Genomic DNA, 20,652 nt, shown 5'->3' with positions numbered 1-20,652 from the left:
CCGCCCTCCGCGAAACCCTCCGAGAGCTAGCCCCAAGAAACCCGGCTCCGCCGGGCACCGGGCTCCGCCCGGACCCGCGCCTCAAACGCCGGCGAGGCTGGAAATGGCGGACCCCCGTCCCACGCGTCGGCGAAGCCCGCCGCCCCGTCTCAAACGGCGGCGAGGCTGGATGTGCCGAGACCCTCGGCTTCGACAGCGAGGGCAAGGGCGGGAACGCCTCCCGCTGTGACAGGGGGCAAGGATGGGAACGCCTCCCGCTGCGGTAGCGGGGGCGGGATGCGCCCCGCGACTTCGACGGTGAGGGGAAGCTCGGCGTCCGCCCGCGCCGAAGCGAGGGGGCGGCCGCGGCCCCTGCTGAAGGCCAAGGCACGGGCGGGGCGCGCCGCGCCGGAGGCGGGGGTCAGGGGGTGCGGACGTCCTCGCAGATTCGGGATTCCGGGCTGTCCGGGGTCCAGCGGCCGTGCGTGCGGCCCAGGGCGCACACGTCGGCCGGGCGGACCGGCAGCTGGTCCATGACCTCGCGCGGGAGCTCGGCCTGCGCGGCCGGCCGTTGCGCAGCCCCGGCCGACTTGCCCCCCGCAGCCCGCTCGGCCGGCTTGCGCGGCTCCGGGATGTCCGGGACCGGCGGCGCAGCGGCCGGGGCGGCCGCGCCCCCCGGGGCCCGGCCTGTCCCCGTCGCCGAAGCCGTCGGCTCCCGCGGCACCGCCTTCAGCGCCTCCAGCGCCGGCGCCTGCACCTCCACCGCCGCTCCCGGCCCGCCCCTCGGATCGTGCCGGGGCGGCGGCGCCCCCGTCGTCCCGGGAGCGCCCGCCGGCTGCATGGAGGCGGGGGTCACGTTCACGCAGCCGGAGACGGCCGAGACGGCTCCGGCGACCGAGAGCAGCAGCTTCGTCGATGTTCGGGTGGTGTGCACCCGGGCAACTCTGCTGTGCGAGCACCCCGTTGTGAAAACCCGGAGCCGATATTGACCCCGCACGGGTGACACGCATCCGCCGGACACCCGCGCGGCTCCTCGGCCAACCCGGCCCTCGCCGCCAGGGATTAAGCTGCGGAGGTCCCCCGAGGATCAACCAGGAGGTATGCGGTGAAGGTCGGCGTCATCGGACTGGGCGACATCGCCCAGAAGGCGTACCTGCCCGTCCTGACCGCCCGCCCGGGCCTGGAGCTGCACCTGCAGACCCGCACCCCCGCCACGCTCGAGCGGATCGGGGAGATCCACCACGTGCCCGTGGAGCGGCGCCACACCGGCCTCGACGGGCTGCTCGCCGAGGGCCTCGACGCGGCGTTCGTGCACGCGCCGACCACCGTGCACCCCGAGATCGTCGCGCGGCTGATCGAGGCCGGCGTGCCGACGTACGTGGACAAGCCGCTCGCCTACGAGCTCGACGACTCGCGGCGGCTGGTCGAGCTCGCCGAGGACCGCGGCGTCCCGCTCGCCGTCGGCTTCAACCGCCGCCACGCGCCCGGCTACGTCCAGTGCGCCGACCACCCGCGCGAGCTGATCGTCATGCAGAAGAACCGGGTGGGGCTGCCCGAGGACCCGCGCACCCTCGTCCTCGACGACTTCATCCACGTCGTCGACACCCTGCGCTTCCTGCTGCCCGGCGAGGCCGACCACATCGACGTCCGGGCCGTGGTGCAGGACGGCCTGATGCACCAGGTCGTGCTCACGCTGTCCGGCGCCGGTTTCACCGCGCTCGGCATCATGAACCGGCTGTCCGGCTCCACCGAGGAGATCCTGGAGGTCTCCGGTCAGGACACCAAGCGGCAGGTCGTCAACCTCGCCGAGATCATCGACCACCGCGGCCAGCCGACGGTGCGCCGCCGCGGGGACTGGGTGCCGGTGGCCCGCCAGCGCGGCATCGAGCAGGTCGTCGACGCCTTCCTGGAGGCCGTCGAGGCGGGCAAGCCGCTCAGCGCCCGGGACGCGCTGCTGACCCACGAGCTGTGCGAGCGGGTGGTGCTGTCGGCTCTGGAGCAGGCTTTCTGAGTCCGAGGGAGCGGATTCCCGCGACCGTGCAGTACGCGGCCAGCAGCACCAAGGCCAGGCCCGCGGGCCAGTTGCCGAAGCGGACGTAGAGCGTCGTCCCCCGGGCGAGCGGGACCTCGTACACGTGCGCCTCGCGCGCGGTGCCGGACAGTGCCGGGCCGATCTGCTCGCCGCCCGGTGCGTGGACGGCGCTGATGCCGGTGAGGGTGGCGTGCACCACGGGGCGGCCGGTCTCCGCGGCGCGCAGGGCGGCCAGCGAGGCGTGCTGGGCCGGAGCCCAGCTGTTCTGGAAGGTGGAGGTGGCCGACTGGGCGACGATGAGGGCCGCCCCGTCGCGGGTCAGGCGGCGGCTCATGTCGGGGAAGGCCGACTCGAAGCACACCAGCGGGCCGATCCGGACGTCCGGCCGCCCCGGGAGGCCCATCAGGACCGGGGCCGCGCCGCGGCGGCGGTCCTCGCCCGCGGCCCTGCCGACGGAGGTGGCCCAGCCGAGCAGGGACCGGGCCGGTATGTACTCGCCGAAGGGGACCAGGCGCATCTTGTCGTACCGGTCGCCGGTCGGGCCGCCGGGGCCGACGAGCACGGAGCTCTTGTAGATGCCGATGCCGGTGCCGGTGCCGGACCCGGTGCCCGACCCGGACCCGGTGCCGGCCACCGCCGGACGGCGCGCGTCGACGTTCACCAGGAGCGGGGCACCGACCTCCGCCGACAGGGCGGCCAGTCTGCGGGACAGGTCCGGGCGGGCCGCCAGGTCCGCGCCCACGCTGCTCTCGCCCCACACCACCAGGTCCACAGGCTGCCCGGCCAGGGTGCGGGTCAGCCGTTCCTCCAGCGCGAAGCGCCGCTCGGCGCTGTCCGGGCCGTCGGCGACCGGGCCCGGCTGGACGACGGCCACCCGCATCGTCCCCGAACCGCCCGCCGACTCGGCCCGCGGCACCCACAGCCACACCACCCCCGTCAGCACCGCACACCCCGTCACCCCGGCCACTGCGGGCACCCGGGCCCCGGGAGCGGTGAGGAGCAGCACCACCGCACAGTTCACCGCCACCACCAGCAGGCTCACCAGCCACACGCCGCCCACCGAGGCCAGCCGCAGCGCCGGCGGCACCTGCCACTGGCTCGCCCCCAGCAGCCCCCACGGCCCGCCCAGCCCCTGCCACGACCGGGCCAGCTCCGACAGCAGCCAGCCCGCCGGTACGAGCAGCAGCGCGGCCCCGGCGCGCCCCGGCCGCGGACTCCCCGCGAGGAGCTCGCGCACCAGCAGTGCCCAGGGGATCCACAGCAGGCCGAGCAGCGCCGCCAACGGCAGCAGGAACACGTGGAGGCTGGGCAGCAGCCAGTGGTGCACGGCCACGATGAACCCGGCGCCGCCGAGCCAGCCCTCCAGGGCCGCCCGCCGCCCGGTCGGAGCCGTCCTCAGCAGCAGCATCCAGGGCACGAGGGCCACGTACGCGAACCACCACAGCGCGGGGGCGGGGAAGGCCAGGCAGGGCAGTGCCCCGGCGGCGACCGCGGCGGCCGCACGCCAGCACCTGGTCCGCCTCGTGAGCATGACGCGCCTCCGCTCTCAGTGTGGGACAGGGCCGGGCTGAGGGCCGCTCAGGGGGAGAGGTGCCGCCACTTCTCGTGCACGGTGACCCGCGTGAGCCGCCAGCCGTCGTGGGCGGTACGGGCCAGGGCGAAGGTGTAGCGGCCGGCGGCGGTGAAATTGGGGGCGGTGGCGGCCGTACCGGCCCCGGCCCCGCCCTTGGCGCCGCCCGCCTCGAGCCGCATCGGATTGACGAAGTCCGCCCGGACCTCGGCCAGGTCGGCCGGCCAGCCCACCCGGTTCTCCAAGCGGACGAGCCGGTTGACGATGAGGTGCTGGCGCACCGGGAACAGCTCCATGGTCTGGGCGAGCCACTCGGCGACCTCGCCGGCCGGCCCCTCGATCCCGCCCGCGGAGGTGTAGTCGGCCCGCCCGCCGGGCGCGAACAGCGAGCGGTACGCCGCCCAGTCGCCGTCGTCCACGGCCACCGCGTACCCCGTGACCACCTCGTCGATCGCCAGCCGGTCCATGACCGTGGCGAGGTCCACACGCTGCGTCATCGGGTCAGTGTGGGGGCCCCGGGCCGCGAGGCCAAGGGGTGTGCGCGCCACCGGCGGCCTCCGGGCCGGATCAGTGGCCTGAATGCCCCTCCCGCTGCCGAACCACGACCAGGAACGCATCGCTGGCCAGGTCCATCACCACCTCGGCCGGCACGCCCTCGCGCAGCCGCTGCGCGGCGTACTCCTCGGCGGGCCAGCTTCCCCGCGGACTCCCGGCCGGGAAACGCTCCAACACCACGCGGCCCATGGGACACCCCCTGCTGTGTTGCCTTCCGGTCTTTTGCGGTCTCACCGGGCACAACGACGCAAAGGCCGCCCGGGAACGTTCCGGGCGGCCTGGCGGTTCACGCGTTGGGGTGAGGGCCGGGAGGGGGGGCCGGGCGCGACGCTATCCGGCGGACTCGCCGGCGTGCGGGCTGAGGACGTCCGTGCCGACCAGCACGAACAGGGCGATGCCCAGGGCGATCCGGTAGATCACGAACGGCATGAAGCTCTTGGTGGAGATGAACTTCATGAACCAGTTCAAGTCGAGGTTCTGAGCGGCTCTGACCTGCTGTTTCCACCACTCATCAAGATTGAATGGGAGAGCAGTGGGGGATGGCACCTTCCAGTGCTCTCCCTCGCCGGCCACGAAGCGCAGCCACCTGGTTTGCAGCGAATCGGCAATCTCCTGCTCCATAGTCAGGGGAACGTGCGAGTAGAGACCTACCACGCCGGCGACCTCGTGGCCCATGCGGGTCTCCACGGCAGGGTCATTGCGTGATCGAGAAGTGTCCGGTTCGTGGCCCTCGCGTGTGATGTGTCGTCATCGACTGCTCTATGGCGGGTCGGACAGGAAAGCAGTGCAGGCACGGTGCCGGTGATCATGTGGTTGTCGAGGCCGGAGCAGCTCGACGGCTCGGAGTGCAAGGCTATGAGTGTGGGGGCGGGAGGCGGCTCGCCGCCTGCCCGCCCCGTGATCTCAAGTCAGGGAGGGGAGCAGCTGCCGCGCTGTTTCCTGTGCCGGCGCGGTAAGCGGTGTCGTCTTGCCCGAGCGGCGGTGGGCCGTTCGACGTTTGCGCACAGCATCAGCCGGGAGAGGCGGCCGGGCCGGGTGTCGAGGACGTCGTGGAACTCGGCAAGGACTTGAGCAGCGAGCGTTGGGAGGGTCAGGGATGCGGACCATACCGATGTCGCCGTGCGCGCAGGCCCAGCGGTGATCGTGGTGTCGACGGTGTCGCCGTAGACCTCGCGGATCCGCCCTGTCAGGTGTTCCTGCCGCATGCACACCCGGTCCGTGTCGTGCCCGGCCAGGGTGTCCAGGGCCGCGCGGAGTTCCGTCCACCAGCAGCTCGGGAGGGGCGGGTCTTGGTCGACGGTGCCGGTGGCGGAGACCGCGGGGTCGGTGCCACGGCTCATCTCGTCGACCCGCCAGACAACGCCGCGCTCGGCGTCGTGCCACTGGGCTCCGGCGTACCATTCGGGGCGGGGGACGCCGGTGATGGCGACGGACGCCTCGATGCCGGTCCACGCCGCCGTGCTGAGCTGTCCGGGCCGACACCAGGCAAGGCGTACCCACGTGCCTTCGCTGGTCGGGAATCCCGCCGTGCCGTTATAGCGGCTGTAGTGGCCGTTGTCGCGGTCCAGGACGCGGCCGCTGCGCTTCTCGTCGTCGGCCAGGACGTCGTCGTGCGGGATCGTCCGTAGGTCGTCCATGGTGGGGCTGGGCATGCTGGTCTCCGTCCCTACCGTTCGGTCCCGGCGCGCAGCAGCTCCCGGTACTCGTCGACGACGGGCGTGTGGGCCGCATGCCGGAGGGCGGCGACGAGTTCGTCGAGATGCTCTGGGTTGGAGGTGCCCACGGCGATCCGGGAGACGGCGGGCAGGGCGAACGCGGCGGCGAGTCCGGCCTGCACCGGGGAGGCTGATTGTCCGGGTTCCAAGAACACGGTGGCGTCGACTCCCCCCAGACCGGATCGTTCGGGTTGCCCGCAAAGGGTGCCATACCCCAGCGGTCGCTCGCCCCCAGTTCGGCCGTGAGCCGCTCGGCCGATTCGAGGATGGGGCCGCGGACGGCGAGGCCAGCACGGACCATCAGCACGTCCGGCTCCGCCGGCAGGCCGGTGGCCGCGCCAATGAGCGGCAGCGGGTTCCAGGTGGAGACTCCCCAGGCCCGGCACTGGTTCTTTACATGTGGTGTATGAACGATACCGTCGTCCCCGACGTCCAAGCCCGTAGGGCGCTTCGCACCTGGGCACAGAGTGTCGGCATCGGCTCAGGACCGCGGCGTAGGAGCACCGCGAACAAGGTCGTCGCGCAGTTCGCAGATCCGGCGGCGACCATCGGCTAGCGCCAGATCGCAGAACAGTGGATCCGCGACGGGGAGGAGAGCCGGAAGCCGGACTTCGACAACATCGCGGACGCTCTCAGTGCGGTTGCCAGTCCATGGCGGGCGCGGGGACTCCCCGAAATCGTTCGCGGCTTGGGCCAGCGGTCGCGCCTATGACCACGGACCAGGCCGTGGCGATGTGGGAACTTCAGTTGCAGGTCAACGAAGTCCTGGCCTTCGAGGGGGTGGCTGAGCACGTGCTCCGTCGCGCGCGCGAGGAGAACCGCCAGAACTGGCAGGAGTATCAGGGCGTTCGCGCCGACTGGGCTTCGCAGGCCGGTGGCATGGCGGACATCTTCGAGCTGCCGACGAACCAGGAGCAGGCTGCCCGGCAGCAGGTGAACGGGTTCGTCACGGTTCTCGGGAACACCCTCGATCTCGCAAGGCCGGCATTCGCCCGCGCTGAGGCGCGGGCCAGGTCTCGTATCCGTTAGCTCGCTCGACGGCTGGGCGATATGGAGTGGCGGAGGTCACTGGGTGGGGAGAAAGAGGCAGGACACCTGGGTGTGGCTCATGGTCCTGTCGGCAAACGACGGGAAGTGCGTCTACTGCGGCGGCGCGTCCGAGACGATGGACCACGTCATACCGTGGTCCAGGGGCGGGTCGGACCACTACTACAACTTGGTTCCGGCGTGCGACAGGTGCAACGACACGAAAAACGACAAAACCCCGATCGAGTGGGCGGTGCAGAAGGAATTCCGGGAACGCTGGCCGCTGCGAACCAGACGCCGGAACAGCCACACCCTCCGGGGCGCGTTCGAGGAAGCGCAACAGGTCTGCTCGGAGCTGCTCGATCGCCTTGACGCGGTCCAGGCCGAGATCACGGATGGTCTCCGGAGTGACTGGTTCTTCGACCGCTACTGGATGCATCGGACATCTGACTCGATCTGGATCAGCGTCATGCGGGGTTGGACGGCTGACTCCATCGCGGAGGCGAAGGCCAACGGCTGGGCCCTACCACCGAAGCCGAAGCCGAAGCGCTACCGGGTGACACGAAAGTACCTTGGTCAGGTGATCGAAGAGATCCCCGACGACGAGTAGAGGCTGTTGGAAACCGGCGGCGAGACACATCGTTGGCGATTATCTTCGCCGTGACCGCGAATACCACGCCGCCGATCCCGGTGGATGCCCTGCGCACCCTCCCCTCTCCTGAGCTGGGTATGCTTCTACTCGAACGCCTGGCCAAGGAGACGCGCTTCCTGCCGCAGAACATCACGGCCGAAGCCCGAGGTCTACGGCCACGTCGACATCCACGACCCCGCCTTCGATGCCGCTCTACGCACCGTCTGGGGTGAGGCCGAGCGACAGCGCCGTCACTGCTGCCGCAGCAGGATGCCCGCGCGCGGCAAGACCGGCTGGAGGTGCTCACCGCACTCATCGGCGGGCCCGAGTTCGATCCGGTGCTGCGCGGCGGGGTGCTGAAGATCCCGCCGAGCCACCCGGTCTATCCCTGGGCCTGCGCGGTCTTTGACTGCGCGCGGCCCTGCTGGCGGTGCTACGCGATGTGCCCGGTGCACGCCGACCAGTGGCACGAGGCGGAGGTGCGTGGGATGAGCCGCGCTGTCCCGGTGACCTGCGAGGACCAGGTCGCCTTCCGCGCCTGGTGCCGCGTACAGCTGCCGATGCACCGCACCGGGCAGCTCAACTTGCGGGGGCTGCCGCTGCTGCGGGCGGAGTTCCAGTGGGGCATGTACGTCCACGGCCTGCAGCCCATCGCCGTGTGGCACCTGACGTGGGTGCAGTCGCTCGCGGACGAGTGTCAGCGCCGCGACGTGGACTTCCTGGCTGGCCTGGAGGCGTCCGTCTTCCGCCGCCCCTACCACCAGCGCATGGTCCAGGAGATGCAACCGGCCCTGCGGAAGGTCTACTTCACCCCCTCCGACACCCGTGACGCCGGCTACATCGAGACCGAGCACTTCGGGGTGTGCTTCCCCCACCGCTCCAGCTACATCGACCTGACCTGCATCTCCCAGCGGTGGCTGCGCGACCTCTTGGGGGACCATATCGCCGATGTGCTGCGCTCGCCCACCTGCCCGCGCAGCGCCCAGCCGGTGGACTTCGTACGCCGCGCGGGTCCGCGTTTCTGGAGGCCGAGGCGCCCGGCGGCGGCCACGACCCCACCGTGCTGCGCGGCGAGCACACGCACCACTTCGTCGCGGACCTGCGCAACCGCGAACGCCTCGGCCTGCCCTTTCGCGGTCAAGCCCGCCTGGACGGCAGGAAGTCAAAGGTCACCGAGAACATGCGCCGGATGGTGTTCAACTACGGCCGGGCCGTGCTGCGCGCTGGACCGCGGCAGCGCCGAGCAGATCGGCCTGGACCGCGCCTTCATCGCCGCCATGCCGGTCGGCGGCCCGGGCACGCCCCGCAGCCGCAGCCCCTTCCCCGACGAGGTCGCGCGCGCCCTGGCCAACGAGGCCAACCTGCAGCAGCTCGCCGACCGCTACGACCCGCACGATCGCGGCCTGCGGGACATGTGGGAGACCATCATCGTCACCGGCCGGCGCGCCAGCGAGGTCATCCAGCTCCGGCTGGACTGCGTCGGACGCTACGGCGGGCTGCCCTTGCTCTGGCACGACCAGACCAAGGTCGGCAACCTGAACGCGGCCGTCCGCATCCCCGACCGGCTCCTGGACCGGCTCGAAGAACGCCGCCAAAAGACCCTGGCCCACTTCGCCGACCACCACGCCGGCCGCCCGCCCACTCCCGCCGAGCGCTCCCACCTGGCCCTGTTCCCCACCCACAGCCTCAACCCCGACGGGCGCCGTGCACTGTCCTACACCTGGTTTTCACACCGGCTTCCGCAGCTGGATCGCCGACCTCGACCTCGGCGGTTACTACGTCGCCCACCAGGCCCGGCACACGCTGGCCACCCGGCTGCTGCGGCACGGCGCCACCCTGAATCACATCCGCCGCTACCTCGGCCACATCTCCGACCGCATGGCCGAGCACTATGTCCACCTGACCAGCAGCGACCTGGAGAACGTCCTCCAACACGTCTGGGTCGCCGGACCCGGCACCACTCACCCCGGCGAACTCCTCACCAGCGACACCACCCCGCTCACCCGCGAACAGGCCCAGGCCCTCGCCATCGACCTGTCCCGCCGCAGCACCCCCGCCGAGGGCGGCTTCTGCACCTTCCAGCCCGTCGACGACGGCGGCGCCTGCCCCTGGAACCTCGACTGCCACAACTGCGACAAGTTCGTCCTGTCCGGCGCCGACCTCCTCTACTGGCGCCGCAAACGCGAGCAGTGGCAGCTCCTGGCCGAACGCGCCCCCGACGACGCCACCGCCGACTACCTCCACCGCTACTTCGAACCCACAGCCCGCGCCATTGTCGGCCTGGGGGAGGCCCTGGCTGGCCTCGGCCTCCTGGAGGACGCTCTCGCCCTGGACCTGCGCAAACCCCAGGACTACTTCGACCGCGTATGGTCCACCGCCTTCCGCGCCGCCGACCTCTCCGACGCAGGCAGCGACGAGGAGAGCGAGGACAGCGATACGTGCACAGCGGAGGACGCCGACCCCGAACAGGAAGTCGCATGAACACTGCCGCTGTGCACACACCACGGACGGCCGCCGCCCTGACGGCCCGCCGCCAGAGGACCGAAGCCGCCCTCGAGCGCGTTCGCGAGGCCATCGCCGGCTGCGGCGCGAGAAGGCCCGGGTGAGCGTCGCCGCCGTCGCCCGCAGGGCGGACGTCTCGCGCACCTTCCTCTATGACAACCCCGAGGCCAGAGACGCCATCGCCTCGGCGATGGACGAGGCCGACAAACGCCGGACCCTGACGCTCGCCGACCAGGACGACGAGCGCGAGGCGACCTCGCGCGAGCGCGCGCTCAATGCCGAGGGCGCCCTCAAGACGGCGCACGCCGAGATCCTCGCTCAGCGCACCCGAATCGGCGAACTCCTAGGTCAGATCAGCGACTTGGAAGCCGAGTGGACCGAGGAAGCCATCCAACGGATCACCACCGAGAACACCACCCTCAAACAACGCGTCCGCCAACTGACCGCCGACAACCGCACCCTCGACGAGCGACTCAAGGCAGCCCGCTCCAACCTCCGCTTTCAGGACCGGCGCGTCGCCGACCTCGAGGCCCAGCTCGCCGCCCCCGATTGACCGCACGTGACCGCGGACGACTGTTACTCGGGAACTCCGCAGGAGGGGGCAAACCTTGCCCAGTCACGCTCACCAGCGATGAAGGCTTCGACGGCATCGTTGTTCATGCTGAACATGATGACTTTGCCCTTGAACTCCGGAGCGGCTGGTTCGAAAACGAGCTCCTCACCGCCGTAGTCGGGGGTTGTAGCTGTGATCTCTCCAGCGTACGTATCGAGTACATCGTCTCGAGTGCTGCCGATGTGGATGCCTGAGCGCGTCGAGATATTCTTCGCCGGTGGTATCACGTAGATCGCGACAAGGCGGTCAGATGCGAAGCGTAGAAGGAGCCCTTCCGGCCCTCCCTCCACGCTGAAGTCTGTACAGACTCTTCTGCCTTCCTTGCCTGGGATCGGTGATCCGATCGCTTTCGCCGCGTCGCCGCGGCTCATGCCAATCTTTAGAGGACCCATTCCGTTGACGGTGATGGCCTGGCGGCTCAGGTCTACCGCCCCACGGTCCTCCGAACCCGTGTCCGCCACGTGTGTGATGAAGTGGCTGCCCCTCCACGTCCAGGTGACATGACGGAGTATTGAGGGTCCATCCGCATGGCTGTCGTCAGGTCCATAGAACTTGACATCAGCGGCGAGGCGGCTGTCCTTGAAGACCAAAGATTTCGGCTGGTACTGGGGTGGCAATTCAGGGGTCTCAAAAGTGGGTGTGCGACCTATCTCGCTGCCGTCATCGGTACGGTAGACGCGCAGTTCTTGCTCGAAAAAGTTACTCGGTTGCGGAGAGCAATAGAACAGCACAGCAGTCACTCTACCGAGGCTTGGCAAGCTGCCTTGGGCGGTTCGCTGGACCTCAACCTCCCAGCGGTCATACCCGCCAATATCATCGCCTTTTACGACTCCCCTAGCGTTGCGCACCTCCGCCTTGACCGGCTTGTCGACTATGTCGTCGCAAGTGAGGCTGTAATTGCGATTCTCCCAGTCAACCACTCTGTACGGCAGCGATTTGGAATACGCCTTTGACTCCAGGAAGTCGCCGCTGTGCCGGGCTTGAAGTGCCGCAGCCTGAGCAGATGGCGGCCCGGCAGTCAGAGTTGAAGCTGTGGCGAGAACGCAGGCTGCAGCTACAACTGCAGAGGCATGTCGCCAGGAGGTACTCCACATTGAATCGATCCCCTCGGAATTTTAAGGTCTGGCGCCACTGCCAAGGATTCAGTACGGGTATCAAAGCGCAGTACAGCGAACACCGCAGGGACCGTCTATGCATGCGAAGTATAGGAAGAATTATGCTGGATGTTCGATCCATCCTCAGCTTCGAGATACAAGGAAGTTGGCAGCCCGCTTGGTTCCGCCCGTCTCCACGTAGCGAAGGTGCGGGCACCAAACGTTATCGAGCTCTTCCTTGACCGCCTTTAGGCAGTTCGCTAGGTCTGATCCAGGGCCAATCCCAGAGTAGTGACAGACGGGATCAAATACAGTGCGCTTTGCTTCTGTAAGGTCGTACGAGACACACCAACTGGCGGCCCTATCCTCGATGGCGGGAGGGAAGTAAGGGGTGATCGCATGGTTTGGGTACAACTTGGGAATGGCTCCAGTTCCGCGGTATTGCGGATCACCGAGAAGCGCGACACCAGCGATCCTATCGAGGACTCTAGTGCCAAGATTCTTGAGGTATAGGTGTATCACCCAAGCCCCTTCCGAATACCCGGTAAGAACAAAGTGCTCGTTGGGGCAGGCTCTATACCTCTCGGTGAGCTGATTGTTCAGCGCTATAGCCCCATTGATTACCTCCTCCTGTCCGCTACTGAACCGCTCTCGCACAAGTTGTACCCAATCCGGGAATTCCGTCCTTGGGTATCCGATGGGTTCGCCGCCGACTGCCACATCAGGGTCGGCGTCATGTATACCTCGCAAATATTTATCAAATATGTCTTGGACTGTTTCACCCCAATCTTCCACTCCCCCTTCACCAAGGCCGTGTCCGCCGAAGAAGTAGATCTCTCGGCACTCGATGGGCTGCGTGGGTTGTCTGGCGGGTTCGGCTGCAGCGGCCGAGTGAGGCGTCGCGACTCCAAAGAAAAGGAGAGTCGCCCCGAAGAACCTGGCCAGTCTTCCGATCATTACGAATCATCCCGTCAACGGAGGATTTCATATGACGCGGAGCCTCTGCGAGTTGGTCCTGCCCAGGAGGACGGGTCTTAGATTCGGTTCCGGCACCTGATGGGGTCCAGGTGCCCGGGTTGGCGGGCATCAACAGCTCGGTCATGCCTCGGTGTAGAAGCAGTCCCATGCGTTCTCGATAGTCTTCCCGTACACGTTGAACACACGGTCGAGAGCGGACTCATCGAACTGCCATGTGCAGACTTGGTCTATCGGAATTCCATCGACTCTCGTCCTGGACGAGTTCGCGCAGAACCACTTGTAGGCCGGGTACCGGTAATTTGAGCTCGTAATGAGCTGGAGCCCCCTGGACTCGCACCACCCTTTAAGATCTGGAATCCCGGCGTACGACCCGTAATCCGCGCATTGCCAAGCCTTGTAGGTGCCTCCCACGGTGGCCAGTCGATCAGTCACCCGTATGTCGGGATAGGCGTCTTGGCAGGCTTGCGCCACGAAGTTGTGAATCTCTTCACGGGGACGGAACGTCTGCAAGCTCCCGTCTTCATTGACGCAACGTATGGAGTACGCATTGCTCCCGATCAAAGTCACGCCCCGAGCGTAGCCCTGCTCTTTGCAGGCAGCGTCGAATGTCCGCTTTGACATCGGATGGAGCACGGCCGGATCTGGTGCTTTCGCTGCCGAGGCGGAGGAACCCTGCGACGTGGACGCTGGCGCAGCCGCTACAGACAAGGGAAAAGTGAACACGAATGCCAGAGCGATTGTCGCGGCGAGTGAGAACGCGCGTCCAGGCATGGTGACTCCCGGCGCAATAGTGGAATCACGGAATAACTACTCTCGTCCGCTGGCCAGCATGGCTTCTCACCACCAACCTAAGGTGTATTGAACAAGCTCGCATCTGGGCTTCTGGCTCGCTTGGTACTGGCTACCAACGCCGCGTCGAACCTGCTCTGCGTAGCTGCCGGACAACGTGTCAGCAGTCCTCGGTCTGAGCTGACGGTCATCGGTTGGCACACCGGCTTCTGGTCGCGGTCGCCAGGCAGGCGCTCGACCTTCAGACGGCTCAATGTCCCGTGCAGCACCGGGAGTTCGCCGTGGTGATCCAGCCAGGGCTCACGGCCTGCAGTCGTGGATGCATCCGGCCCATGCTCGTGCTTCAGCCTTGCCGTAGTGGGCGGAGGCGAAGCGACCTCGACCGCTGCGGCGGTGAGCTGGACGAGGAGGCCGTGGGGCACGCCTGCGGAGAGGCGGATGGACCAGGCGGGTCGGTTTGCGTCGTCGCCGCCGAAGACGGTCCACCGGTCGTCGGTCACGTGCGGCAGGTACTCGAAGGCGGCGCTGCGGTTTGGGGCTTGCCACGCCGTGCGGGCCGGGGGCTGGCAGCGGACCAGCCAGCTTCTTTCAGCGGAGTGTGGGGCTCTGCTGCGTCCACCGGGAGCGGGACGTCGAGGTGGTCGGTGATCGCGTGGATGAGGGGGACGGGGGTGTCGGCGGTGACGGTCGCCCGCGTCTCAGTGAGGCTCTTTCATCCTGTGCTGGTGGGTGAAATGGGCTGGTCAGCGGGTGTGGTGACGAAGCAGGGCCCGTCGCCGTTGGCGTGGTGAGTCCACTCATCACACCGGCGACGGCTACCGCTACGACCACGCCCACGTCTCCGGCCCCCTCGCCGGGTGCCTGGCCGACTGCCGGTACGTGCACGCGACGGTCGCCCTGGCGCTCAACGCCAGGGCGCCGCTGGACGTGACCGACCCGGCCGCCGCGGACGCCGCGGCGCCGGCGCTGTTCTGCCCCTGCTGCAGGAACCACCCGAGGAGGACGGCATGAAGGTTGACACTTGGGACTACGTGACGCGGCTGCGGAAGTGGCTCGACGCGGACGCGGCCCCGACGTCGGTAGAGGACGCCCGGCTCCTGCGCGTACTCAAGATCAGTGAGGAGCTGGGCGAGGTCGCGGACGTCCTTCACGGGGCGCTCGGCGCCAACCCGCGCAAGGGTGCGTCGCACAGGTCGGGGGACGTGGCGAAGGAACTCGCGGACGTCATCGTGACGGCCATGGTCGCCCTGGACACCCTGAGCGGGGATGGCGCGACCGTGGTGGAGCAGCAGCTCCAGGGCCGCGTGGAGGAGGAGATCACGGCGGCCGGGGACATCCGGCTCCTCCAGGTCCTCGCGATCAGCGGCGACATGGGCGCCATCGCCACCGCCGTGTACGGCGCGCTGGGCACCGGCCCACGCGGTGAGGTGGCTGAGATCACGCACACGTGGGAGGACGTGGAGGCGCGCCTCGGCCGGCTCATCCTCACTGCCGCCGCCGCACTGGACGACCTCACCGGCGATGCCTGGGACACGATGGACGAGCGGCTGCGTTTCCTCGGGGCGAGGGACACGGCCTGGGCCGGACATGAAACTCAGCTGACCCGCTCCACCCTCTGTACGGAAGGGCCCGCACTGCCGTGCGGGGCCCTTCCGCGTCATCCCCTACTTTGCGGACGCACGCGTCCTAGTGGGTCGTATCCCGGCTTCCCGGTGGGAGATGAGTGGGAGACAAGAGGGAGATGATCATGGTGTGATGCTGCAATCAGGTGCTAGGAAATGCTAGATAGCACTACCTGTGCGGCCCGGTTTCAGCCGCCGGATTCGCCCGCGTGCGGGCTCAGCACACCGGCTCCGACCAGCACGAACAGCAGGATGCCGAGGATGATCCGGTAGACCACGAACGGCATGAAGCTCCGGGTTGTGATGAACTTCATGAACCATGCGATGACGGCGTAGCCGACGACGAAGGCGATGACCGTGGCGAAGATGGTCGGACCCCAGACGATGTGACCCGGGCTCTCGACCACGTCCTTCACCTCGAACGCCCCCGAGGCCAGGACGGCGGGAATGGCGAGGAGGAAGGAGTAGCGGGCCGCGGCCTCGCGGGTGAAGCCCAGCAGCAGGCCGCCGGAGATCGTCGCACCCGACCGGGAGACGCCCGGGATCAGGGCCATCGCCTGGCAGACGCCGAAGATCAGGCCGTCCTTGACGCTCAGCTGCCGGAGCGTCTTGCGCTCGCGCACGGCGCGGTGGCGGCCGCCCTCCTCGTCGCGGGCCGCGAGCCGGTCGGCGACGCCGAGGACGATGCCCATCACGACGAGCGTGGTGGCGGTGACCCGCAGATCGCGGAACGGGCCCTCGATCTGGTCCTTGAGCGTCAGGCCCAGCACGCCGATCGGGATCGAGCCGACGATCACCAGCCAGCCCATCTTGGCGTCCTGCTCCGACCGCAGCGACGCGGTGTACAGCGAGCGGAACCAGGTGGAAATGATCTTCGCGATGTCCTTGCGGAAGTAGATCAGCACGGCGGCCTCGGTGCCGATCTGCGTGATCGCGGTGAAGGCCGCGCCCGGGTCCTCCCAGCCGGCGAATGCCGCGGTCAGCCGGAGGTGGGCGCTGGAGGAGATCGGGAGGAACTCCGTAAGCCCCTGGACGAGACCGAGGATTAGGGATTCGAACCAGCTCATGTCGGGGTGCGCTCGTCCTTGTGATCGTCGGGAAGTTCGGGTCCGATGCTAGGGCCCGTGGGAAGCGGCTCCGACCACAGGGGGGTGCAGGTGGAGGGGCTCGGGTTCCCCGGCCGTCTTCGCGGGTGCCAACCGGTGCCGCTTGCGCCAGCCGACGACCGCCGCGGCCACCGCCGAGACGGCGATGAAACCGAACGAGGCGAGGAACGCGGGCGAGCCCGGCGAGGAGGCGCTGGACCCGGCGACGACGTACGCGGCGGTGTTCGGGACGACCCCGATCGCGGTGGCCGTCAGGAAGGGCAGCCAGCCGCAGCGGGAGATCGCCGCGCAGTAGTTGGCCACCGCGAAGGGCAGCCCCGGGAAGACCCGCACGGCCAGCATCGAGCGGAAGCCGTGCCGCGCCAGCTGGTCGTCGGCCGCCAGCAGCCAGCGCCCCCGCAGCAGCGGCCGCAGTGCGTCGCGGCCCAGGGCCCGCCCGAGGCCGAAGGAGATCCCGGCGCCGAGCACCGATCCGGCCACCGCGGCGGCCAGGCCGAGCGGGGCGCCGAACAGGGCCCCCGCGGCCAGGTTGAGCAGGGGGCGCGGGACCAGGGCCGCCGTGCCGACGCCGTACGCGGCAGCGAAGACGAGCGCCGCGGCGCCCTTCGGCAGACCCGGCGGCAGGCCCTCCGTGAGGAGGCGCTGGGGCTCGTACAGCAGCGCGCACGCGCCGGCCGCGGCCAGCAGCACGGCGAGCAGCGCCAGCCGGATCCACGGCGCCAGGAGGAGGGACATCCCGGGAGCGTAACCGACGGGGGCGGCGGGCCGCCGTAATCCGGGCCTCATGCGGAGGAACGGCCGGCGACCCGCGCACCGCAGGGTCCGCGCCCGTCGTTCGCGCCCGGCGTTCGCGGCCGGGACGCCCAAGGGCCCGCGGGCGCGCGGAAATTCATTCGACGGGCCGCCGCCGGTCCGGCAGGATCGGCCCCATGTTCCGGCACGCCTTCCCCGCAGCGCCGTCCGCAGTCGCGGACGCGCCGAAGGCTGCCGTCCTTCTCTTCGAGGCACAGGCACAGGCGCAGGCACCGGCACTCGCCCTCGCCCTGGCACTGGCCCTCGCCGCCGTCGACGGCGCACGAAGCTGACCCTTCCCGGACAGTCCGGCGGGCCCCACAGGGGGAGGGTCGGCTCGTTTCCAGGGGTCCCGTTCCGGCTCCGGCCGGTTGTGAGAGCACCGAAGAACACGGGAAGAGACATCATGGCCAAGACGGCCTACGTGCGCACCAAGCCGCACCTGAACATCGGCACCATGGGTCACGTCGACCACGGCAAGACCACCCTCACCGCTGCCATCACCAAGGTCCTCGCCGAGCGCGGCGGCGCCGACTTCGTGCCGTTCGAGCGGATCGACCGGGCCCCGGAGGAGTCCCGGCGCGGCATCACCATCAACCTCACCCACGTCGAGTACGAGACCGACACCCGGCACTACGCCCACGTGGACATGCCCGGGCACGCCGACTACGTCAAGAACATGGTCACCGGCGCCGCCCAGCTCGACGGGGCGATCCTGGTCGTCTCCGCGCTCGACGGGGTCATGCCGCAAACCGCCGAGCACGTGCTCCTCGCCCGGCAGGTCGGCGTCGACCACATCGTCGTCGCCCTCAACAAGGCCGACGCCGGGGACCCCGAGCTCACCGACCTCGTCGAGCTGGAGGTCCGCGAGCTGCTTACCGCCCACGGCTACGGCGGCGACAGCGCGCCGGTCGTACGCGTCTCCGGGCTCGGGGCGCTCGACGGCGACCCGCGGTGGACCGGGGCGATCGAGGCGCTGCTCGACGCGGTGGACACCTACGTCCCCATGCCGGTGCGGTACACGGACGCGCCCTTCCTGCTGCCGGTGGAGAACGTGCTGACCATCACCGGCCGCGGGACCGTCGTCACCGGCGCCGTCGAGCGCGGCACCGTCCGCATCGGCGACCGGGTCGGCGTGCTCGGCGGCGACGGCGAGCCCGTCGAGACGGTGGTGACCGGCCTGGAGACCTTCGGCAAGCCGATGGAGTCCGCCGAGGCCGGGGACAACGTGGCGCTGCTGCTGCGCGGGGTGCCGCGCGACGGGGTGCGCCGCGGCCACGTGGTGGCCGCGCCCGGCAGCGTGGTGCCCCGGCGCCGCTTCACCGCGCAGGTGTACGTGCTGTCCGGCCGCGAAGGCGGGCGCACGACGCCGCTGTCGACCGGCTACCGGCCGCAGTTCTACATCCGCACCGCCGACGTGGTGGGCGACGTGGACCTGGGCGGGGCGGCGGTGGCCCGGCCGGGCGAGACGGTCACGATGACCGTGGAGCTCGGGCGGGACGTGCCGCTGGAGGCCGGGCTCGGCTTCGCGATCCGCGAGGGCGGGCGGACGGTGGGCGCGGGGACGGTGACGACCGTCCTCGACTGAACGGTCACGCGTGACCCGTGACCCGTGACTCGTGACCTGTGACCAGGGACCGGCGGGGGTGCCCGGCTGCGGCCGGGGTATCCCCGCGGTGGCCCGGCGCCCGGGCCGCCCACCCCGCCGCGGGGGCGCTCCGCCCGGTGGGCGAGACTGCCCTCGACACGGACGCGGCGGCGGAGGGCGGACGGGATGGGCGGCGGTACGGCACTGGTGCTGGGCGGCGGCGGGCTGACCGGCGTCGGCTGGGAGTCCGGGATCCTGTACGGGCTCGCGCAGGCGGGCGTGGACCTGGCCGGCGAAGCCGACCTCGTCGTCGGCACCTCGGCCGGCTCGCTCGTCGGCGCCCAGCTGGTCTCGGGGCCGCTCACGCCGCAGGAGCTGTACGAAAGCCAGCTCGGCGACGCCGCCGGCGAGCCGGTGGCCCGGTTCGGGGCGGGGCTCATCGCCCGGTACGCGGTCGCCATGCTGCGCTCGCGCACCGACGCGGTGGCCTACCGCCGACGGGTCGGCGCCCTCGCCCTGGCCGCCGACACCGGCGGGGAGGCGGAGCGCCGGGCGGTGCTGCGGGCGCGGCTCGGCTCGCCCGACTGGCCCGGGCGCAGGCTCGTGGTCACCGCCGTCGACGCGCTCACCGGCGAGCTGACCGCCTTCGACAAGGACAGCGGGGCCTCACTGCTCGACGCGGTCTCGGCGAGCTGCGCCGTGCCCGGCGTATGGCCCCCGGTGACGGTCGGCGGGCGGCGGTTCATCGACGGCGGGATCCGCTCGGCGACCAACGCGGACCTGGCCGCCGGATACTCCCGCGTGGTGATCGTCGCACCCATCACCCTCGGCTCCGCGCTCGTCCCCTCGCCGGCCGCCCAGGCGGCGAAGCTGCGGGCGGCGGGCGCGCGGGTGCTGCTGATCACCCCGTCCGCGCAGGCCCGCAAGGCCTTCGGGCGCAACGTACTGGACCCCGCGCGGCGGGACCCGGCCGCGCGCGCCGGGCTCGCGCAGGCCGCGGAGCACGCCGCGGAGGCGGCCGCCGTCTGGGCGGGTCCGGCGGTCTGAGGGCGCGGCGGGGCGGGTCGCCCCGCTGCCGGACAATGGTGCCGTGAGCGACGAACAGATCCCGGTGATCCGGGACGTGGGCCAGGGCACCGCCAAGCTGATGCCGGACGTGGACCGGGACCGGGCCTGGCTGCTGACCGTGGACGGCGCCCCGCAGTCGTACGTGGACCTGGACGATCCCTTCCACCTGGAGTTCGAGTACGCACGCCGCCTCGCGCACGTCCTGGACTGCGCCGCGGAGCCGGGCGCCGCGCTGGACCTGTTGCACCTGGGCGGCGGCGCGCTGACGCTGCCCCGGTACGCGGCGGCGACCCGGCCGGGCTCCCGCCAGGAGGTCGTCGAGTTCGACCGGGGGCTGGTGGACCTGGTCGCGGAGCACCTCCCGCTGCCGGCCGGATCGGGGATCACTGTGCACACGGCGGAGGCGCGGGCCTGGCTGGCGCAGGCGCCGTCCGGCAGTGCGGACGTGCTCGTCGCCGATGTCTTCGGCGGCTCGCGGGTGCCGGCGCAGCTGACCTCCGTGGAGTACGCGCGGGAGGCGGCGCGGGTCCTGCGGCCGGGCGGGGTGTACGCGGCGAACCTGGCCGACGGGGCGCCGTTCGACTTCCTGCGGGCCCAGCTGGCCACCTTCCGGGCGGTGTTCGGGGAGCTCGCGCTGATCGCGGAGCCGGGGGTGCTGCGCGGGCGCCGGTTCGGCAACGCCGTGCTGCTCGCCTCGGACCGGGAGCTGCCGGTGGCCGCGCTGGGGCGGCGGTGCGCGGCCGATGCCTTTCCCGCCCGGGTGGAGGCGGGGGCGGAGCTGGCCCGCTTCGCGCGCGGGGCCGTGCCGGTGGCCGACGCCGACGCGGTGCCCTCCCCCCCACCCCCGTCCGGCGCCTTCACCCTCGGCTGAACCCCACCCCCGCCGCCCTCCGAAGCCGACCGCGTCCCGCTTTCGAAGCGGGGGTCGGCGAACCCAGCCTCGCCGGCGTTTGAGGATCGGAAGATCACACCTAAGAACACCCCGCACTCAA

Annotated in this window: 22 protein-coding genes and 3 pseudogenes; 10 read left to right on the top strand and 15 right to left on the bottom strand. The window is 70.2% G+C overall.

Annotated features, from left to right (window positions below):
* Positions 1-400: 400 nt before the first annotated feature.
* On the bottom strand, positions 401-913 hold the full coding sequence (locus ABZ924_RS33730) for a hypothetical protein (protein ID WP_361918534.1): 513 nt from the start codon (positions 911-913) through the stop codon (positions 401-403).
* 171 nt (positions 914-1,084) lie between these two features.
* On the opposite strand from ABZ924_RS33730, the gene ABZ924_RS33725 reads away from it, so the two are divergent.
* Positions 1,085-1,990, top strand: a complete 906-nt coding sequence (locus ABZ924_RS33725; RefSeq protein ID WP_361918531.1) for a Gfo/Idh/MocA family oxidoreductase — start codon at positions 1,085-1,087, stop codon at positions 1,988-1,990.
* Here ABZ924_RS33725 and lnt read toward each other — a convergent pair.
* The 6 genes and pseudogenes from lnt to ABZ924_RS33695 all read right to left on the bottom strand — a co-directional run bounded on the left by lnt (position 1,914) and on the right by ABZ924_RS33695 (position 5,973).
* Entirely contained in the window at positions 1,914-3,542 is a 1,629-nt protein-coding gene (gene lnt, locus ABZ924_RS33720; protein WP_361918528.1) for an apolipoprotein N-acyltransferase, read from the bottom strand. The two genes, ABZ924_RS33725 and lnt, sit on opposite strands and share 77 nt — an antisense overlap.
* Before the next feature lie 47 nt (positions 3,543-3,589).
* On the bottom strand, positions 3,590-4,078 hold the full coding sequence (locus tag ABZ924_RS33715) for a nuclear transport factor 2 family protein (protein WP_361918526.1): 489 nt from the start codon (positions 4,076-4,078) through the stop codon (positions 3,590-3,592).
* A 70-nt stretch (positions 4,079-4,148) separates the two neighbouring features.
* Positions 4,149-4,316, bottom strand: a complete 168-nt coding sequence (locus ABZ924_RS33710) for a hypothetical protein (RefSeq protein WP_361918543.1) — start codon at positions 4,314-4,316, stop codon at positions 4,149-4,151.
* Between the two features lie 150 nt (positions 4,317-4,466).
* A pseudogene (locus ABZ924_RS33705) lies at positions 4,467-4,598 on the bottom strand (undecaprenyl-diphosphatase); the annotation flags it as partial.
* A 446-nt stretch (positions 4,599-5,044) separates the two neighbouring features.
* Positions 5,045-5,788, bottom strand: a complete 744-nt coding sequence (locus tag ABZ924_RS33700; protein ID WP_361918523.1) for an aminoglycoside phosphotransferase — start codon at positions 5,786-5,788, stop codon at positions 5,045-5,047.
* Between the two features lie 14 nt (positions 5,789-5,802).
* Complete coding sequence (locus tag ABZ924_RS33695) at positions 5,803-5,973, bottom strand: hypothetical protein (RefSeq protein ID WP_361918520.1); 171 nt, start codon at positions 5,971-5,973, stop codon at positions 5,803-5,805.
* Between the two features lie 586 nt (positions 5,974-6,559).
* On the opposite strand from ABZ924_RS33695, the gene ABZ924_RS33690 reads away from it, so the two are divergent.
* Entirely contained in the window at positions 6,560-6,880 is a 321-nt protein-coding gene (locus ABZ924_RS33690) for a hypothetical protein (protein WP_361918517.1), read from the top strand.
* 79 nt (positions 6,881-6,959) lie between these two features.
* Entirely contained in the window at positions 6,960-7,487 is a 528-nt protein-coding gene (locus ABZ924_RS33685; RefSeq protein WP_361918540.1) for an HNH endonuclease, read from the top strand.
* A gap of 904 nt (positions 7,488-8,391) precedes the next feature.
* On the opposite strand, the gene ABZ924_RS33680 is transcribed toward ABZ924_RS33685, so the two are convergent.
* Together ABZ924_RS33680 and ABZ924_RS33675 are read right to left on the bottom strand one after the other, a co-directional pair.
* The gene (locus tag ABZ924_RS33680; RefSeq protein WP_361918514.1) at positions 8,392-8,649 is read right to left on the bottom strand and encodes a hypothetical protein; all 258 of its coding nucleotides are present in this window, start codon (positions 8,647-8,649) and stop codon (positions 8,392-8,394) included.
* A 55-nt stretch (positions 8,650-8,704) separates the two neighbouring features.
* Positions 8,705-9,133 (bottom strand): hypothetical protein, encoded by a 429-nt coding sequence (locus ABZ924_RS33675; protein ID WP_361918511.1) that lies wholly within the window; start codon positions 9,131-9,133, stop codon positions 8,705-8,707.
* A gap of 79 nt (positions 9,134-9,212) precedes the next feature.
* Between ABZ924_RS33675 and ABZ924_RS33670 the strand changes: the two genes are divergently transcribed.
* Entirely contained in the window at positions 9,213-9,989 is a 777-nt protein-coding gene (locus tag ABZ924_RS33670; protein WP_361918509.1) for a site-specific integrase, read from the top strand.
* A 121-nt stretch (positions 9,990-10,110) separates the two neighbouring features.
* Positions 10,111-10,563, top strand: a complete 453-nt coding sequence (locus ABZ924_RS33665) for a hypothetical protein (RefSeq protein ID WP_361918507.1) — start codon at positions 10,111-10,113, stop codon at positions 10,561-10,563.
* A 23-nt stretch (positions 10,564-10,586) separates the two neighbouring features.
* On the opposite strand, the gene ABZ924_RS33660 is transcribed toward ABZ924_RS33665, so the two are convergent.
* The 4 genes and pseudogenes from ABZ924_RS33660 to ABZ924_RS33645 form a co-directional block, all read right to left on the bottom strand.
* The gene (locus ABZ924_RS33660) at positions 10,587-11,543 is read right to left on the bottom strand and encodes a hypothetical protein (RefSeq protein ID WP_361918504.1); all 957 of its coding nucleotides are present in this window, start codon (positions 11,541-11,543) and stop codon (positions 10,587-10,589) included.
* 318 nt (positions 11,544-11,861) lie between these two features.
* Entirely contained in the window at positions 11,862-12,674 is an 813-nt protein-coding gene (locus ABZ924_RS33655) for a cutinase family protein (protein WP_361918501.1), read from the bottom strand.
* A 1,010-nt stretch (positions 12,675-13,684) separates the two neighbouring features.
* Positions 13,685-13,841 (bottom strand): annotated as a pseudogene (locus tag ABZ924_RS33650) (transposase); the annotation flags it as partial.
* A gap of 41 nt (positions 13,842-13,882) precedes the next feature.
* Positions 13,883-14,062 (bottom strand): annotated as a pseudogene (locus ABZ924_RS33645) (DUF317 domain-containing protein); the annotation flags it as partial.
* Between the two features lie 429 nt (positions 14,063-14,491).
* Between ABZ924_RS33645 and ABZ924_RS33640 the strand changes: the two are divergent.
* Positions 14,492-15,229 carry a MazG-like family protein gene (locus ABZ924_RS33640; protein ID WP_361918498.1) on the top strand — a complete coding sequence of 246 codons (738 nt, stop codon included), beginning with the start codon at positions 14,492-14,494 and terminating at the stop codon, positions 15,227-15,229.
* A gap of 65 nt (positions 15,230-15,294) precedes the next feature.
* On the opposite strand, the gene ABZ924_RS33635 is transcribed toward ABZ924_RS33640, so the two are convergent.
* Both ABZ924_RS33635 and ABZ924_RS33630 read right to left on the bottom strand, forming a co-directional pair.
* Positions 15,295-16,173, bottom strand: coding sequence for an undecaprenyl-diphosphate phosphatase (locus ABZ924_RS33635; protein WP_361918495.1), 879 nt, complete (start codon positions 16,171-16,173; stop codon positions 15,295-15,297).
* Positions 16,174-16,221: 48 nt separating this feature from the next.
* The gene (locus ABZ924_RS33630) at positions 16,222-16,947 is read right to left on the bottom strand and encodes a VTT domain-containing protein (protein ID WP_361918492.1); all 726 of its coding nucleotides are present in this window, start codon (positions 16,945-16,947) and stop codon (positions 16,222-16,224) included.
* Positions 16,948-17,141: 194 nt separating this feature from the next.
* Here ABZ924_RS33630 and ABZ924_RS33625 point away from each other — a divergent pair, with 194 nt between their 5' ends.
* From ABZ924_RS33625 to ABZ924_RS33610, 4 genes are all read left to right on the top strand, one after another.
* Positions 17,142-17,297 carry a hypothetical protein gene (locus tag ABZ924_RS33625; RefSeq protein ID WP_361918489.1) on the top strand — a complete coding sequence of 52 codons (156 nt, stop codon included), beginning with the start codon at positions 17,142-17,144 and terminating at the stop codon, positions 17,295-17,297.
* A 113-nt stretch (positions 17,298-17,410) separates the two neighbouring features.
* Positions 17,411-18,592 (top strand): elongation factor Tu, encoded by a 1,182-nt coding sequence (tuf, locus tag ABZ924_RS33620; RefSeq protein WP_361918486.1) that lies wholly within the window; start codon positions 17,411-17,413, stop codon positions 18,590-18,592.
* Between the two features lie 186 nt (positions 18,593-18,778).
* Positions 18,779-19,639: a patatin-like phospholipase family protein gene (locus ABZ924_RS33615; protein ID WP_361918483.1), complete on the top strand. Its 861-nt coding sequence runs from the start codon at positions 18,779-18,781 to the stop codon at positions 19,637-19,639.
* A 100-nt stretch (positions 19,640-19,739) separates the two neighbouring features.
* Entirely contained in the window at positions 19,740-20,531 is a 792-nt protein-coding gene (locus tag ABZ924_RS33610; protein WP_361918537.1) for a fused MFS/spermidine synthase, read from the top strand.
* The last annotated feature ends 121 nt before the right edge of the window (positions 20,532-20,652 follow it).

Source organism: Streptomyces sp. NPDC046876 (assembly GCF_040645035.1).
Taxonomy (GTDB): domain Bacteria; phylum Actinomycetota; class Actinomycetes; order Streptomycetales; family Streptomycetaceae; genus Streptomyces.
Note: the sequence above shows the minus strand (reverse complement) of the source record. Positions and strands in the feature narration are given on the sequence as shown.